Origin of the sequence: Nonomuraea sp. NEAU-A123 (assembly GCF_018603905.1) — a bacterium.
Classification (GTDB): Bacteria; Actinomycetota; Actinomycetes; order Streptosporangiales; family Streptosporangiaceae; genus Nonomuraea.
Map to the genome: position 1 here is coordinate 262,383 of NZ_JAHFZZ010000005.1, position 15,400 is coordinate 277,782.

Here is a 15,400-nt window from a genome sequence, read left to right on the forward strand (position 1 = left end):
TAAGCTATGCCAGTGACGATAGACTCCTGGCGTATCACTGGTCAATCCCAAATAGACAGTTATGTTGGCCGGTGGGTGGAGCTCGCCGTCCTCCTGGTGAACGAACTGGCCGTGGGCGAGGTACGCGGCCGCGCCCTCGCGCCGCCGGCCGACGGGGCTTCGCGCCGCGCCGCCGTACTTGGTGTCACGGCCCGCCTCGACCGGCCGCCCGCCGGCTCCCCGACCGCCGCCGACGCCGACCGCCTGGCGGAGGTGGCCGCCGAGCTGCGGCCCGTGTTCGGCGGCGGCCCCGACCCCGTCGCCTCGCTCAACGCGCTGCTGGTACGGCATGCGGCCGTCGCCAACCTGCACGGGGAGCCGCCCATCCTGGCCTTCCACCAGCCGGACGCCTCGCTGGTCGACGCCTGGGCCGCCGACGCCGGCACCGCGCTGGCCATGGTGATCGGGGTGGGGCAGGGGGTTCGGCTCCGGTCGTGCGAGGCGGACGGGTGCGCGCTGGTCTTCTTCGACGTGACGCGGAACACCTCGCGGCGCTTCTGCGGGCTGTCGTGCCAGAACCGCGCCAAGGCCAGCGCGTACCGTGCCCGGCGGCGGGCCTGAGCTCGGCGGTGTTCCATCCGCGGCCGAGGGCGACGGCGGCGCTCTATCGGCGGCCGAGGGCGAGGGGCAGCACGATGTGGTCCACGAGCCGCCGGGCCAGTTCGTAGTCGACGGGCTCACCGCTGACCAGCGCCCGGAAGAACAGCACCGCCGGGCCCACCTGCCACAGCAGGTCGGTGTCGGCGCTGCGCGACAGCTCGCCCCTGGCCCAGGCCCGCTCGAACACCTCCAACGTCAACCGGCGGCGGCTCGCGATGTAGTTCTGCTGCACCGCGCGGGCCAGGTCGGCGTTGTGCAGGATCTCGCCGACCAGCCCGGCGACGACGTCACCCAGCCGGGCGAGCTCGCCCACCAGCGACTCCATCAGCGCGAGCAGATCACTCCGCAGCTCACCTGTGTCGGGGACGACCGGTTTGTCGGAGACGGCATTGACGAACGCCGCCACCACCAGCTCCGCCTTGGACGGCCAGCGCCGGTAGACGGTGTGCTTGCCCGCCTTCGCGCGTGCGGCGACCGCGTCGATGGTCAGCCGGTCGTAGCCGGTTTCGCGCAGCACATCGAGCACGACGCCGAGTAACTCGGCCTCGCGCGCCGGCCCGCCCCGCAAGGGCGTAACGGACATGACTAACAGAGTAGGCGTCAGCGCTGCCAGACTGTCAGGTCCATAGTGATGTAGTCACTGGCCCCCTCGGATACCTTCGTCACCTTGACGAGACCGATCGTGTTCTCGGCGAGGACGCACACCAGCCGCCCCTTGGCCTGGTCGCCGGCGTAGCTCCCCATGTACCGGGTGTTGTCGACGCACGCCTGGTAGGTGCCGGTCTGTCCTGGTTCGAGGACGGCCATCTTGTCCGCCTCGAGGCCGATGGCGCCGTAACTGACGTCCTCATCGTTGCCCTCCCTCGGGTGGGTGGGGTCGTCGGTGAAGTTGACCGAGTAGTAGATGGTCACATCGATGCCCTTGTACGTGGCCGCCGATCTCGGGAGGGTCCTCAGGGGCGAGTGGTGTGAAGGGGGATTCACCATCGCACTTAACCATGGCAATAAATCTACAATGTAAAGGCGCAGCGCTCAGATTGCCAACATCTCTTCGCGAAGAACTCTTTGCGAAGAGATGTTGGCAATCTATGGTGGTGGCATGACGTCAGTCGTAGTCCTCGATGCCAAGGGCCTGCGCGCCCTCGCCCATCCGGTGCGGGTGGAGCTCGTCCAGCTACTGCGTAAGTACGGCCCTTCGACGGCCACCCGCCTGGCCGAGCGCCTCGGCGTCAACTCCGGTACGGCCAGCTACCACCTGCGCAGGCTGGCGGCGGCGGGCTTCGTCGAGGAGGACACCGAACGCGGAAACGCGCGCGAGCGGTGGTGGCGTTCTGTGCACCAGGTGACCCGGCTCGCCGACAGCGAACTGGCCAGGCAGGAGCCCGAGGCCGTGCTGACCTACCTGCGGTCTGTGGCGGCGGCGCACAGCCTGCTGACACAGCGCGCGCTGAACGAACTGCAGACCATGCCCCGGCCCTGGTACGACGAGTTCGACATCAGCCACTGGGCGCTGCGCCTCACCCCGGAGGAGGCCGGACGGCTGCACGAAGAGCTGCTGGCCGTGGTCGCCCGCTACCGGCGCGACGTCCCCGAGGACGCGGCCGCCGAGGGCGCCGAGCTGGTGTCGTTGGTCATGCACCTGCTGCCGGAGCCGGGCGTATCGGAGCCGGGCCTGTCGGAATCGGACGTGTCGGAATCGGATCTGCCATGACCGGCCGTCCTGTGGCCGGGCGGTCCTTACGCTCGCTGGCCGGGGTGCTGGCGGCCTTGGCCATGTCATTGACCGGCACTCGGGTGTCGGCCATCGCGTTGCCGTGGTTCGTGCTCGTCACGACCGGCAGCGCCACCATGACCGGGCTGGTGGCTTTCTGCGAGATGGCGCCGTATGTCCTGGTCAAGCTCTTCGTGGGGCCGCTGGTCGATCACCTGGGGCCGCGCCGGGTCTCGTGGGTCGCCGACGTGGTGAGCGCCGCCGGAGCCGGGGCCGTGGCTCTGCTGCACGCTCTCGGTCTGCTGGCCTTCCCGGTGTTGCTCGGGCTGGTGGCGCTGATCGGCGCGGCTCGTGGGCCCGGAGACCTGGCCAAGGAGATCATGGTGCCGGAGGCGGCCGAGCGCGGCCGGATCCCGCTGGAGCGGGCCGCGGCACTGTCGGGCGTGACGGAACGGCTGGCCGCCACCGTGGGTCCGGCGATGGGCGGGGCACTGGTGGCACTGGCCGGCCCACTGGCGGGCCTGGCGGCCAGCGGGGCCTGCTTCGCGCTCGGCTCCGTCGTCATCGTGTGGGCACTGCCACGCGCCCGTACGCCACACGCGGGCGGCCCGGCCCCCACCCAGGGGTCAGCCGAGGACCGAGTCCCCGTCCAGACGTCAACCGAGGGCCCACGTGCCGCCCAGGCGTCAGCCAAGGGCGCGGTCCCTGTCCGGGCGTCGGCCGAGAGCCCGGACTCCCTCCGGGCATCGTCCCAAGGCCCGGACTCTCTCCGGGCGTCGGCCGAGGGTGCGGTCCCTGTCTCGGCGTTGTCCGAAGGCCCGGACTCTCTCCAGATGTCAGCCGAGGGCGCGGATCCTCTCGCGACGGGAGATCATGGCCCGGGTCGAGATTCAACGGGCAGCGCGGGGGAGCGGGCGGGCTACTGGCGGCGTTTCGCCGAAGGGGTCGGGTTTCTGCGTGGCGAGCCGATGCTGCTGGCCCTCGCCCTCATGGTCGCCGTGACGAACCTGCTGGACGCGGCGTTCGCCCAGGTGCTGGTGCCGGTGTGGGCCAGGGAGTCCGGCCACGGCCCGGCCGTGATCGGGCTGAACAGCAGCGTGATGGGGCTGGCGGCGGTCGGCGGGAGCCTGGTGGCCGCCGCGGTGGCGCATCGGATGCGGCGGCGGGTGGTGTTCTTCGTGGCCTTTCTGCTTTCGGGCCCGCCGCGGTTCCTGGTCCTGGCGATGGACGCGCCGGTGTGGGTGATCGTGATCGTGTTCGCGATGAGCGGGCTCAGCGGAGGGCTCATCAACCCGATTCTGGGCGCGATCTTCTTCGAGCGGGTGCCGCGATGGCTGCTCGGCCGGGTCAACGCGCTGACGGACTCGCTGGCATGGGCCGGGATTCCGCTGGGCGGGCTCATCGCCGGTGCGGCGGTGGCCGCCGCCGGGTTGTCGCCGGTGCTGGTCGCCTGCGGGACGGGCTACTTCCTCACCATCGGGCTGACCGGGCTGCGCCGGGAGTGGCGGGAGATGGACCGGTCGCGCGGCGCGGGCACGGCCGTAGAGCCAGGGGCGGACCGCTCAGGTGGTGCTGCGGGCGGGCAGCATGGCGGCGATCTCGCGGGCCAGGGTCGGATCGGCCGCGAACGCCTCGAGGATGGCCAGCCGTAACGCCAGATCGTCGCCGGAGTCGGCCGCCACCTGCTCGATCGCCCTCCGGGAGCCGGCGTCACCCCGCCCGAAGATCCGCTGCAGGATGCGGGTCCCGCGGGCGATGTTCGACCCGGCCGCGAGCTCGTTGGTCTTGGCGAGTACGGCACCGCCATAGGCGCCGATCGCCTCAGTGACATAGGGCATGACGTCGTCCGCGATGTCCACGGATACCTCCACGGGGACCTGCCGGGGGATGAAGGCGATGCTAGCCCCGAGAGCCGGTCCGGCGAGCACTAATCTGTGGACGTGTCCTCCTATCTCACCCTCAGCGCCGCCATCGAGCACGAGACGGAGGCCCGCCGCTCCCGCTTCGTCTGCGCGGTCGCCCCGGCGAGGACACCCGCGGAAGCCTCGGCCTTCATCTCCGAACGCCGCCACCTGCACCCGAACGCCTCCCACAACTGCACGGCCTACGTCATCGGCGACGACCGCAAGGGCGACGACGACGGCGAACCAGGCGGCACAGCAGGCACGCCCATGCTCCAAGCTCTGACAGGCAGAGGGTTCAACGACGTGGTAGCGGTGGTGACCCGCTACTTCGGCGGCACCCTCCTGGGCGCCGGCGGCCTGGTGCGCGCATACAGCTCAGCGGTAACGGAAACCCTGGACCAGGCCCAACCAACCAGGATGATCCCGGCAACCCTCATCGAAGTAACAGTGGCCCACGACCAGGCAGGCCGCATAGAGAACGACCTGAGGGCAGCAAAACACCCGATAAAAGATGTGTCCTACGGCAGCAAGGTCGTCTTCACGGTAGCGGTGTCAGACGACGAGACAGCGACCTTCACAGACTGGCTGGCAACCCTCACGGCAGGCAGAGCCCAGGTGACTCCGGGCAACAGAATCCACGTAGCGGGCTAAGAATGCGGCCGTAACGGCGCCCGACCCCGTGCGGGCTCAGCGGCCGTGTCCCTGGAGGCCCTCAGCCACGTACGGCGACTGGGCCCTCCCGTGCTTGCCGTAACGTAAAAATCATCCCTCAAGGGCGTACTGCATGACGCGAAACTTAGCTTGCGCCTCGGCGAGTTCGGACGCCGGGTCGGAGTCGCCCATGATGCCGCCGCCCGCGAACAGCCGGGCCCGGCGGCCGCGGACGATCCCCGATCGCAGCGCGATCCCCCACTCGCCGTCCCCGTGAGCGTCGATCCACCCGACGGGCCCCGCGTACCCCGCGCGATCCATCCCCTCCAGTTCCCGGATCACCTTGATGGCGGTGTCGGTGGGCGTGCCGCCCACCGCCGCGGTCGGGTGCATGGCGGCGACCACGTCGAGCACCGACGCGCCGTCGGCCAGGCGGCCCGTGACGTGACTGGCCAGATGCTGGACGTTGGGCAGCATGAGCAGTTCGGGTTCGTCGGGAGTCTGCAGCGACGAGCACAGCGGGGCGAGCGTCTCGCGTACGGACGCGATGGCGCACTCGTGCTCGTGCCGGTCCTTGGCCGAGGCGAACAGCGCGGCGCCGCGCGCCACGTCGTCGGCCGGGCCGCTGCCGCGCGGCGTGGTGCCGGCCAGGACGAGCGACTCGATCTCCTGGCCGGTACGCCGGATGAGCAGCTCGGGGGTGGCGCCGACGAGGCCGGCGACGGAGAAGGTGTAGCAGTCGGGATAGCGGTGCGCCAGGCGGCTGAGCAGCAGGCGTACGTCGATGGGATGCTCGGCCGTGGCGAGCAGGTCCCGGGCCAGGACGACCTTCTCCAACTCGCCGTCGCGGATGCGCCGGGCGGCCTGGGCGACGACGTGCTCCCATTCGGGGGCGGACAGGCTGCCGTCGCCGTAGCTGATGCGGCCCGGATCGCGGATCGGGGTGAGGGGCTCGAGGCGGGCGTCGCCGATGGTGGTGAGCCAGGCGTGGCCGCCGCGCCGGGCGAGTACGGCCTGCGGGACGACGAGGACGGAGCCAGCGGCGTTCTCGTCGAAGGTGAAGGAGCCGAAGGCGACGGGCCCGACCCCGGGCGTGCCGGCGGGCCCGTCGAGGTAGTCGTCCATGCGGGCATCGCCGAAGAGGTCGCCGAGCCACCGCCGGGCCCAGGCGAACCGGCCGGGACCTGCGGGAACATTCACACGGGCGGCCTCACCCCAGCCGACGAGTCCTTCGCCGTGCCTGATCCAGGCATAAGGGGCGGGGGTCCGGGGCAGGGAGGCCAGCAAGTTACCGGGGTCACCTATGGGGGTGGTGCGAACCGGTAGCGGGCGGGTGGTTCCGAGCGCGACACTCACCCAAGACACTCTATGCGGGAACTGAACACGTTCGACTGGGACCCCCGTGAATGACCGGTTACGGTCAACGAACCCAGAAAAAGTGGGAACTCGCATGATATTCGGAGTGTCCGCATCGGATCCGGCCTGTCAAGCGGCGATATGAACACGGTCCTGAGATGGCAGATGTTGCCTTGACGACATAGTCGGCCTCCTCGCCCATCCCTACTTTGGGCCGCATGATCACTCGTCTCGCGCCCCTCTGCGCCGCTGCGCTCGTTCTTCTCGGTTCCGGTACGGCCCATGCCTCCTCGGCGGAGCCTGTCCCGGAGGTCATGGCCGCGTTGGGCGATTCGGTCTCGGCCGGGTTCAACGCGTGCGGCTGGTACGTCTCCTGCACCTCCCGCTCCTGGTCGGCGGGCGACAACACCCAGGTGACCAGCCACTACCTGCGGCTGGCCGGGCTGAGCAGGTCGATCTTGGGGCACAACCGCAACTTCGCGGTGCCCGGGTCCACCAGCGCGGACCTGCTGGGGCAGGTGAGGCAGGCGGTGGACGCCAAAGCGAGTTACGTCACAATCCTCATCGGCGCCCAGGACGCATGCAAACCGGCGGAGAAGGACATGACGCCCGTGCAGGTCTACCGGCAGCGGCTCGACGCGGCGCTGGCGGAGCTGCGGGCCGGGATCCCGGGCGTCCGGGTGCTCATCGCCAGCATTCCGGACCTGCGCCGGTTGTGGCAGGTCGGCAAGGGCAACGCGCTGGCGCGCTCGTTCTGGACACTCGGCCATATCTGCCCCACGATGCTCGCCTCCCCGTCGTCGATGAAGGCCGCGGACGTGGCGCGGCGGACCCGGGTGCGGGCGCGGGTGATGGCCTACAACCAGGAGGCCGCCGAGGCGTGCGCGACGCTGGGTCCCGCGTGCCGTACGGACGGGGGCGCGGTGTTCGCCTACCCGTTCACGCTCGACCACATCAGCAAGTGGGACTACTTCCACCCGGACGCCGACGGGCAGCGGGTCCTGGCAGCGCTGACGTTCAAGAACGGTTTCGAGTGGATCGACGTGCGCTGAGCGGCGGCGGTCAGCGGCACTGGGCGAGCATGGTGTTCTTGTCCTCGCGGGTGACGGGCAGGTCGTACTTGAGCGCGACCTGGGCGAAGCGGGTGACGTAGGCGCAACGGATGCGGCGTTGCGGCGGCAGCCAGCCGGCCGGCCCCGAGCCGTCCTTCTGCTCGTTGGCGGCGCCGTCGACGGGCAGCAGGTTGAGCGGGTCGTTGGCGAAGTCGACGCGCTTGGCCATCGACCAGCGCGGCGTGCCCATCCGCCAGCCGTAGGCGAGCGGGATGACGTGGTCGACCTGGATCTCGTCGGCGTGCTCCTTGCGCCAGTCGATGGTCCTGCCGGTGTAGGGGTCGGTCAGTCGCAGGGAGACGACCTCGCAGCGGGAGCCCTGGCGATACTTGACATCGTGGCCGTCACGGGCGAGCAGGTCGTCACGGGTGCGGCAGCCGTTGCGGGCGTACGGGACGTCGGTGGCGGTGTCGGCCCAGTTGTCGCCGTATCTGGTCCGCTCGTAGCCTGTCTTGGGGCCGCGGCCCTTCACCCGGAGTCCCTTGATGAGGGCGCGGGCGCTGGCTTTGTCGGCATCTTTGGTGATGGGGGCGAGTCCTGGCAGGGTTCCGCTGGTGTTGCTCAGGGGGCTGGCCGCGGTGGCCGGGCTGCTCTTGGTGCCGCCGATGAGGGAGACGACCAGGACACCCCCCGCCAGGAGGGCGACCGTGTCTTTTGTGCTCAAGTACGCCTCCGAGGTCTTGGGCACAGGTTCTCTAGAGATCAATTCCCGACATTGTGGTGTTTGACACGGTGAGAGGTTTGAGACGGCAGAGGGAGGGGTCTATGACGGACGGGGCTGTTGATCCGGATGTGGATCTCCACGTCCCCGGGCAGCGGGCGGAGCTGTCCTGGGGTGTGCTCGCGGCCATCGCGGTCGGGGGCGCGCTGGGGGCGCTGGGCCGATATGCGGCGCAGAGCGCGCTGCCCGCCTCGCCTGCCGGGTTCCCGTGGGCGACGTTCTGGGTGAACGTCTCCGGATGCCTGCTGATCGGAGTGCTCATGGTGGTGATCACCGAGGTACGGCAGGCGCATCGGCTGGTGCGGCCGTTCCTCGGGGTCGGGATCCTGGGCGGGTTCACGACGTTCTCCACTTATGTGGTGGATGTACAGCGGTTGGTGACGTGGGGCGCGCCGGTCGCGGGGCTGGTCTATCTGGCGGCGACGATGGTGGCGGCCGTGCTGGCGGTGTGGTGCGGGATGCGGGTGACGCGGCGGCTGGCGCGGATGTGGGCCCGGTGACGATCGTCCTGATCGTGGTGGGCGCGGCGTTGGGCGCCCCGCTGCGGTATCTGGCGGACCGGGCGGTGCAGGCCGGGCACGACACGGTGTTCCCCTGGGGGACGCTGGCGGTGAACGTGGCCGGGTCGGCGGTGCTGGGGTTCCTGGCGGCGCTGCCTGCCGGGGACGGGGTGATGGCGTTCGCGGGCACCGGGTTCTGCGGGGCGCTGACCACGTACTCGACCCTGGGGTACGAGACCGTGCGGCTGGCCGAGGAGGGCGCCCGCTTCCACGCGGTGGCCAACGCGGCGGCGAGCATCGTGGCCGGGCTGGGGGCGGCCTACTGCGGGGCGGCCCTGGCGCAGGCGGTGAGCTGAAAAAAGTTGGTGGCCGTTTTCTGAGTTGCGGAGTAATGATGTAAGCAACTGAGAGGGGTCGTCATGGATGATTACTCCCGTGTCGTCTCATCGGTGGCGGCCGAGCTGCTGCCGAAGGTGGCCAGCGTTCGGGTGGACCGGGGCAGCGGGTCGGCGGTGGTCTTCACGGCCGATGGGTTCCTGCTGACGAACGCGCACGTGGTGGGCTCGTCGAGGGCGGGCACGGTGGCGTTCGCCGACGGGTCGTCGGGTGAGTTCCTGGTGGTGGGGCGGGATCCGCTGTCGGATCTGGCGGTGATCAGGGCGCAGGTGCCCACGCCCGGGCCCGTCGTCCTGGGTGACAGCGACGAGCTGGTGGTGGGGCAGCTCGTGGTGGCGGTCGGCAGCCCGCTGGGGCTGGCCGGTTCGGTGACGGCCGGCGTGGTGTCGGGGCTGGGCCGGTCGTTACCGGCCCGGAGCGGCCAGGCGGTACGCCTCATCGAGGACGTGATCCAGACGGACGCGGCGCTGAACCCCGGCAACTCGGGCGGGGCGCTGGCCGACTCGCGGGGACAGGTGGTGGGCGTCAACACCGCCGTGGCCGGTGTCGGGGTGGGGCTGGCCGTGCCGGTCAACAGCACGACCCGGGCGATCATCGCCACGCTGATCAAGGACGGCCGGGTACGACGGGCCTACCTGGGGCTGGTCACCTCGCCGGCGCCGCTGGCCGAGCCGCTGCGGCGGCGGACCGGCCAGGACACCGCGCTGCGGGTCGTGGAGGTGATGCCCGGATCGCCCGCGGACCGGGCCGGCCTGCGGACAGGGGATGTGGTGCTGAGTGCCGACCGCCATCCGGTGGGCGACGCGCAGAGCCTGCAGCGGTTGATGTTCGCCGACGCGATCGGGCGGCCCCTGCCCATCACGGTGCACCGCAACGGGGCGCTGGTGGACGTCATCGCGGAGCCGGTCGAGCTGACGAGCCGTACCTGACCGTGCTGCCTGACGTGCTGCCTGACCGTGCTGATCGTCGGCTTGGTGACGCCCGCCCGGATCGTGCGGGGGCGCGGGCGTCAGGCGGGCGGCGGAGCCTGCGCGGGGTCGGCCGCCGGTGCCTGTGCGGGCGGGGCGGGCTCGACCTGTGCCTGCGCGGGTGGGGTTGGACGGACGTAGGTGCCGTTGCGGCGGGCCAGGAGCTCCGCGAAGAGGGCGTCCCACTGGGCGCCGATCGCGTCGACGTCGTACGTCTGCGCGGTCTCCAGCGCCCCGGCCGCCAGATGGCGGCGCAGTTGCTCGTCCTCGATGACGCGCAGGAGCGAGGTGGCGAGGTTGGCGTTGGTACGCGGCTTGACCAGCAACCCGTCGACCTCGTCGGTGATCATTTCCTTGGGCCCGTGCGGGCTGTTGAAGCTGACGATGGCCAGTCCCTTGGCCATGGCCTCCAGGATGGTCATCGGGAAGCCCTCGTGGCGCGAGCTGAGCACGAAGACGGACGCCTTCTCCAGCTCGGCGCCGACGTCGGTGGTGGCGCCGGGCAGCTCGACCTTGCCTTCGAGGCCGGCGTCGATCACCTGCTGGCGCAGGTTCTCCTCCTGGGGACCGGCGCCGAAGATACGCAGCGTCCAGTCGGGGTGGGTCTTGGCGACCTCTTCCCAGGCGACGATGAGCCGGTGGAAGCCCTTGAGGCGGGTCAGCCTGCCGACGGCGATGACGACCTTGGCGTCGAGCTTGGCCACGTCGCCGGTCATGGGCGGCACGGCGTTGGGGATGCGGACCAGCCGCTTCGGCTTCTTGGGCAGGGTGGCGCGATAGTCGCGCAGGTCCGCCTTGGTGAGGGTGGCCAAGGCGTCGAAGCGCCGGTAGCGCCACTTGATGAGCTCCTGCATCGCCTCCGGCTGGGTGCGCAGGGCGACGTGCTCCTGGCCGATGGTGATGACGCTGGGCAGCGCTAACTGGGCCATCGCGAGGTTGAGGCCGGGCCTGGTGGAGATGAGGATCCCGGTGTCGAGCGAGCGGATGTAGCGGGCCAGCTTGAGGTCGGTCCAGAGGTTGAAACGGTGGTAGGCCGACTCCTCCGGCGGGATGATCTTGCTCGGCATCTTCGACAGCATCGCGCGCACCGGGTCCGGGCCAGGGTTCAGCCGGTCGTCCAGGAAACGGAACTTGACCCGCGGGTCGATGGGGAAGAAGGGCTCCTCGGCCTCTTTCAAGATGCTGACGATCTCGACGTCGTGTTGCTTGGCCAGATAGTTGGCGAGGTTGAACACCGTCCGGATCGTGCCGCCCATGCCGTACGCGTGCAGGATCAGAATGCTGACCTTGTCCGTGGACGGCGGTGGCGCCTTGCGCACCTTGCGGCGGTTGTAGCCCTTGTACAGCCGGACCATCGCCGACTTGCCCTTGCGTGCCAGTGCGCGCACCTGAGAAGTCCCCCTTGGACTGAGAGTGTCACTACACAAGTGGCCGATAGCGATACGTACCCGTTCGCCATCGGCTTATTGTCCCGCTTCGGCGGAGTGTCCCGTCCATCCCCGTGGACTAACCCCACACATGATCTATAGACGTTGCAAATCGTCTTAAGGTTGCATCCGTGGCCGGTGTGTTGGATCCGGTGTGTGCGGGGGGCGTTCGGCCAGCAGGCCGAGTATCACGTCGATGGCCTTCTCGAGCTGGGTGTCCGTGCCCGCCGCGTAGTCCTGCGGGGTGATGTCGATCTCCAGGTCGGGGTCGGTGCCGTAGTTCTCGACCCGCCAGCCCACGTCGTCGAAGGCGAAGGAGAACTCTGGCTGGGTGGTAAGGGTGCCGTCGGCCAATCGGTGCCGCGGCCAGATGCCGATGACGCCGCCCCAGGTTCGCTTGCCGATGAGAGGGCCGAGACCCAGCAGCTTGAAGGTGTGGCTGAAGATGTCGCCGTCGGAGCCGGTCCACTCGTTGGTGAGGGCGACCAGCGGGCCGCGCGGCGACTCCGGCGGGTAGGGCGCGGGATCGCCCCAGCGGGGGTAGTCGTAGCCGAGGCGGCGGCGGGCCAGCTTCTCCAGCAGCAGCGCCGAGACGTTGCCGCCGCCGTTGAAGCGGACGTCGACGATGAGGGCGTCGCGGTCGTACTCGGCCAGGAAGCCGCGGTGGAACTCGGCGAACCCCTCCGTGCCCATGTCGGGAACGTGCAGGTAGCCGACGCGGCCGTCCGAACGCTGATGGCACCGGGCGCGGTTGAGATTGACCCAGTCGCGGTAGCGGGCCGGCCGCTCGTCGGCGATGGCCCGGACCGTGGCGGTGAAGAGGCGCTCGCCGCGGCGCAGAGTGAGCTCGACCTCCTCGTCGGCCAGGTTGACCAGGCGTTCGTTGGGGGTGGCGGTCTCCCCGATGGGAGCGCCGTTGATGGCCAGGACCGCGTCGCCCGGCCGTACGTCGAGGCCGAGCCGGTTGAGCGGTGAGGTGGCATCGGGGTCCCACAGGTCGCCGGTGACGATCGCGCCGATGTGGTAGACGCCGTCGCGGTGGTCCCAGTCGACGCCGAGCTTGCCCTGCGTGTATTCGGGGCCCGGCCGGTACTCGCCGCCGCTCTCGAAGGCGTGGCTGGTGGCCAGCTCGCCGTGGAGCTCCCACAGCAGGTCGGAGAACTCGCCCCGGGTGCTGACGCGTTCGACGAGCGGCAGGTAGCGCTCGTACACGCCGGCCCAGTCGACGCCGGCCATGTCCTCGGTCCAGAAGTTCTCGCGCTGCAGGCGCCACGCCTCCCGGAACATCTGCCGCCACTCCGCGGCCGGGCAGACCGACACCTTGATCCGTGACAGGTCGATCCACCCGCTCTCACGGCCGGGCGTGTCGTCGTCATCGTCGGGTATCTCGGTGGCCTTCAGCACGCGCAGCCGGTCGCCCGCCCGGTACAGGAGCGTCTTGTGGTCGCGGCCCAGCTCGAAGTCGGTGACGCCGCGGGCGAACGTCTCGCTCTCCCCCTTGGCGAAGTCGTACAGGTCCAGGACGCCCTCACCCTGCAGCGGGCTGCTGAGGACGAGGGCCTTGCCGGGCAGCCCGGCGATGCGCTCGTAGCGGCCTTCCGGCAGCGGGAACGCGGTGACCCGGCGGGCCAGCCCGTCGAGGTCCACGCGCAGCGGCTCGGGCTCCTCCTTCTCCTCTTCCTCGTCCTCTTCGTCCTTGGCCCCCAGGGGGCGCGGCTGCGGGACGAACGGGTCGGGGACGTCCCGGCGCAGCGCGATGGCGTAAGGGCGGGTGCCGAGGGGGAAGCCGAGGTCGAACTGGAGCTGGTCGTAGACGGGGGAGAAGACACGCTGGCCGATGAAGTACAGGTAGCGGCCGCGCGGGTCGAAGGCGGGACGGGAGTCTTCGAGGAGAGGTTCGGTGGCGGGCACGGTCTGGCCGGTCGCGGGGTGGTGCAGCATGATCGCGGTGGTGTGGGCGTTCAGCGGGCTGGCGTACGCGAGCCACTGGCCGTCGTGCGACCAGGCGGGGTCCGCGGGCGGCCCGTGCGGGTTGGCCTCGACGAGTACGGCGTGCCCGGTGGTCAGGTCGACGAGGTACAGCTCGTCGCGGTGGTTGGTGACGGCGACGCGGTCATGGACGGGGTCGGGCATCAGCGCGGTGATCCGCCCGAGCCGGGCGATGCTCCGGGCGGTCGCGTCGCCGAGGATGACCAGCTGTTCCTCATCACTGTCGTCACTGGCGGCGGCGATGAGCCGGCGGCCGTCGTTGAGACAGGTCAGGAAGCGGTAGCGGACGCCGTCCGGCTCGCCGTGCTGCCGGACCGGCCCCTCCCAACCGGCCATGGCGTACGCCTTGCCGCGCGCGGTGACGGCCAGGGCGCTGCCGTCGGGGCTGAGCGTGGCGCTGTCGAGGTAGTCGTCGGCGTCCACGAACCTGCGGTTGCGCTGGGTCCTGGAGCTGGCCAGCCGCACGTCGATCCGGTGGGGCGCGTCCCCGGGATCGAGCAGGTAGAGGTCGGCGCCCGCGTGGTAGACGAGGCGGTGGCCGTCGCCGGACAGGTTGCGGGCGTAGTAGTCCTCGTGATGGGTGTGCTTGCGCAGGTCGTCGCCGTCGGGAGTGCAGGAGTACACGTTGCCGACGCCTTCGTGGTCGGACAGGAAACAGACGCGGTTGCCACTCCAGCAGGGGGAGGCCAGATTGCCGGGCAGGCGGATGAGCCTGCGGAAGTGGCCTTCGCCCTCGGGGTCGATCCACAGGTCGCCGACGGTGCCGCCGCGGTAGCGCTTCCAGCGTGCCGGGTCGGCGGTGTTGCGGCCCAGGACGATCATGCCGTCCGGGCCGTGGGCGATGGAGTTCGCGGGGCCGTACGGCAGGCGTTGCGGCACGCCGCCCGGTGCGACGCGGTGCAGCCACTTGCGGCCTTCGAAGGGCTGGCACTCGTCGCTGGCGTACAGGATGCGGCCCTCGGGGTCCCAGCCGGTGACGGCGCAGCGAGCCCCGTGATAGGTGACCCGGCGGGCCGCGCCCCCGTCGGCGGGCATGACGTACACCTCTTCCTGGCCTTCCTCACGTCCGACGAAGGCGAGCTGGTCGCCGCGCGGGGAGATGCGCGGGTATCCGGCCTCGGCGACCCCGGCGGTCAGGCGGAAGGCGCGCCCGCCGAGGGCGGAGACCATCCACAGGTCGTCCTCGGCGGCGAAGACGACGACGTCCTGGAAGACGGCGGGGAAGCGCAGGTAGGCCGTCATGGTGTCGCTCCCGTGGTCAGGCAGCCGGGACTCCGGCCGCGGCTGCCTGATCATTTCACCGGGTCAAGCCACGTCGGGCTTCTTGGGCTCCTTCTTGGCGCCCTTGGACTCCTTCATCTGGCGGCTGGACTTGATCGCCGGTTTCTTGGTTTTGCCGGACTTGGCGGCCGGTTTCTTGTTCGCCATGGTTCCCCCCGAACGGATGATGTGGGATTGGTGCACCAACGCATTTAGTACCCATTTCATGCGGAAATCCGACATGGCGGTCACTGTGGGCGGAGGGATGGTGACATATCGTTACCCGCGAGCAGGGCGGTCGCCGGAGGGCTGCGACCACCACACCCCCTCGCCGTGCGACAGCCCGGGCAGCGCCAGCTCGAACTCATGCACCGCCACGGCCGGGATCTCGCCGCTGACCAGCCACACCACCTCCCGCTGCACGGCATCGGCCACCACGGCGCCCAGCGCCGCCAGCCGTACGGTCACCGCGCTCAGCGACTCCGGCGGCACCTCCAGCTCGAAGCGGTGGCACGGCTCGTACACCCGCGTGCCCGCCCGGCGCAGCGCCCGCCGCAGCACGATCGCGGTCCGTCCGCGGAAGTCGGCCGCCGTGCTGGCGGGGCGCGCTCGATCGTGAACGCCGTCGCCCCGACCGCCTCGCCCGCGCTGCCGCCAGGCGCGGCCGTGGTCGGTAGTGGCTGGAACCCGTCGAGCAGATCACCCACGCCCAGCCTGGTCATCGCCGACCCGAACGGTGAGGGATGCAGCACCCCATCGGCACACT

At 70.3% G+C, this 15,400-nt stretch carries 17 protein-coding genes; 8 read left to right on the forward strand and 9 right to left on the reverse strand.

Annotated features, from left to right (window positions below):
• Positions 1–75: 75 nt before the first annotated feature.
• Complete coding sequence (locus tag KLK06_RS16940; RefSeq protein WP_308168295.1) at positions 76–600, forward strand: CGNR zinc finger domain-containing protein; 525 nt, start codon at positions 76–78, stop codon at positions 598–600.
• Positions 601–643: 43 nt separating this feature from the next.
• Here KLK06_RS16940 and KLK06_RS16945 read toward each other — a convergent pair whose 3' ends face one another.
• Together KLK06_RS16945 and KLK06_RS16950 are read right to left on the reverse strand one after the other, a co-directional pair.
• The gene (locus KLK06_RS16945) at positions 644–1,222 is read right to left on the reverse strand and encodes a TetR/AcrR family transcriptional regulator (protein ID WP_214636423.1); all 579 of its coding nucleotides are present in this window, start codon (positions 1,220–1,222) and stop codon (positions 644–646) included.
• A 17-nt stretch (positions 1,223–1,239) separates the two neighbouring features.
• Positions 1,240–1,551, reverse strand: coding sequence for a hypothetical protein (locus tag KLK06_RS16950; RefSeq protein ID WP_214636424.1), 312 nt, complete (start codon positions 1,549–1,551; stop codon positions 1,240–1,242).
• Positions 1,552–1,738: 187 nt separating this feature from the next.
• Here KLK06_RS16950 and KLK06_RS16955 point away from each other — a divergent pair, with 187 nt between their 5' ends.
• Together KLK06_RS16955 and KLK06_RS16960 are read left to right on the forward strand one after the other, a co-directional pair.
• A complete protein-coding gene (locus KLK06_RS16955) occupies positions 1,739–2,350 on the forward strand; it encodes a transcriptional regulator (RefSeq protein WP_214636425.1) in 612 nt (203 codons plus the stop codon).
• The gene (locus KLK06_RS16960) at positions 2,347–4,002 is read left to right on the forward strand and encodes an MFS transporter (protein ID WP_214636426.1); all 1,656 of its coding nucleotides are present in this window, start codon (positions 2,347–2,349) and stop codon (positions 4,000–4,002) included. Before KLK06_RS16955 ends, KLK06_RS16960 begins: the two co-directional genes overlap by 4 nt.
• Here the strand turns inward: KLK06_RS16960 and KLK06_RS16965 are convergent.
• Positions 3,913–4,209, reverse strand: a complete 297-nt coding sequence (locus tag KLK06_RS16965; RefSeq protein ID WP_214636427.1) for a hypothetical protein — start codon at positions 4,207–4,209, stop codon at positions 3,913–3,915. The two genes, KLK06_RS16960 and KLK06_RS16965, sit on opposite strands and share 90 nt — an antisense overlap.
• Positions 4,210–4,290: 81 nt before the next feature.
• Here KLK06_RS16965 and KLK06_RS16970 point away from each other — a divergent pair, with 81 nt between their 5' ends.
• Positions 4,291–4,905, forward strand: a complete 615-nt coding sequence (locus KLK06_RS16970; protein WP_214636428.1) for a YigZ family protein — start codon at positions 4,291–4,293, stop codon at positions 4,903–4,905.
• A gap of 111 nt (positions 4,906–5,016) precedes the next feature.
• Here the strand turns inward: KLK06_RS16970 and KLK06_RS16975 are convergent, their stop codons facing one another.
• Positions 5,017–6,261 carry an isochorismate synthase MenF gene (locus KLK06_RS16975; protein ID WP_214636429.1) on the reverse strand — a complete coding sequence of 415 codons (1,245 nt, stop codon included), beginning with the start codon at positions 6,259–6,261 and terminating at the stop codon, positions 5,017–5,019.
• 218 nt (positions 6,262–6,479) lie between these two features.
• On the opposite strand from KLK06_RS16975, the gene KLK06_RS16980 reads away from it, so the two are divergent.
• Positions 6,480–7,313 carry an SGNH/GDSL hydrolase family protein gene (locus tag KLK06_RS16980; protein ID WP_214636430.1) on the forward strand — a complete coding sequence of 278 codons (834 nt, stop codon included), beginning with the start codon at positions 6,480–6,482 and terminating at the stop codon, positions 7,311–7,313.
• A gap of 10 nt (positions 7,314–7,323) precedes the next feature.
• Here the strand turns inward: KLK06_RS16980 and KLK06_RS16985 are convergent, their stop codons facing one another.
• Positions 7,324–8,037, reverse strand: a complete 714-nt coding sequence (locus KLK06_RS16985; protein WP_214636431.1) for an HNH endonuclease family protein — start codon at positions 8,035–8,037, stop codon at positions 7,324–7,326.
• A 101-nt stretch (positions 8,038–8,138) separates the two neighbouring features.
• Between KLK06_RS16985 and crcB (KLK06_RS16990) the strand changes: the two genes are divergently transcribed.
• From crcB (KLK06_RS16990) to KLK06_RS17000, 3 genes are all read left to right on the forward strand, one after another.
• A complete protein-coding gene (crcB, locus tag KLK06_RS16990) occupies positions 8,139–8,594 on the forward strand; it encodes a fluoride efflux transporter CrcB (protein ID WP_214636432.1) in 456 nt (151 codons plus the stop codon).
• On the forward strand, positions 8,591–8,950 hold the full coding sequence (gene crcB / locus KLK06_RS16995; RefSeq protein WP_214636433.1) for a fluoride efflux transporter CrcB: 360 nt from the start codon (positions 8,591–8,593) through the stop codon (positions 8,948–8,950). The genes crcB (KLK06_RS16990) and crcB (KLK06_RS16995) overlap by 4 nt, the downstream gene beginning before the upstream one ends.
• 63 nt (positions 8,951–9,013) lie before the next feature.
• Positions 9,014–9,919, forward strand: coding sequence for a S1C family serine protease (locus KLK06_RS17000; RefSeq protein WP_214636434.1), 906 nt, complete (start codon positions 9,014–9,016; stop codon positions 9,917–9,919).
• Between the two features lie 80 nt (positions 9,920–9,999).
• Here KLK06_RS17000 and KLK06_RS17005 read toward each other — a convergent pair whose 3' ends face one another.
• From KLK06_RS17005 to KLK06_RS17020, 4 genes are all read right to left on the reverse strand, one after another.
• Entirely contained in the window at positions 10,000–11,346 is a 1,347-nt protein-coding gene (locus KLK06_RS17005) for a glycosyltransferase family 4 protein (protein ID WP_214636435.1), read from the reverse strand.
• Positions 11,347–11,502: 156 nt separating this feature from the next.
• Positions 11,503–14,616: a S41 family peptidase gene (locus tag KLK06_RS17010; protein ID WP_214636436.1), complete on the reverse strand. Its 3,114-nt coding sequence runs from the start codon at positions 14,614–14,616 to the stop codon at positions 11,503–11,505.
• 63 nt (positions 14,617–14,679) lie between these two features.
• On the reverse strand, positions 14,680–14,877 hold the full coding sequence (locus KLK06_RS17015) for a hypothetical protein (protein ID WP_214636437.1): 198 nt from the start codon (positions 14,875–14,877) through the stop codon (positions 14,680–14,682).
• 36 nt (positions 14,878–14,913) lie between these two features.
• Positions 14,914–15,195 (reverse strand): hypothetical protein, encoded by a 282-nt coding sequence (locus tag KLK06_RS17020; RefSeq protein ID WP_308168296.1) that lies wholly within the window; start codon positions 15,193–15,195, stop codon positions 14,914–14,916.
• Between the last annotated feature and the right edge of the window lie 205 nt (positions 15,196–15,400).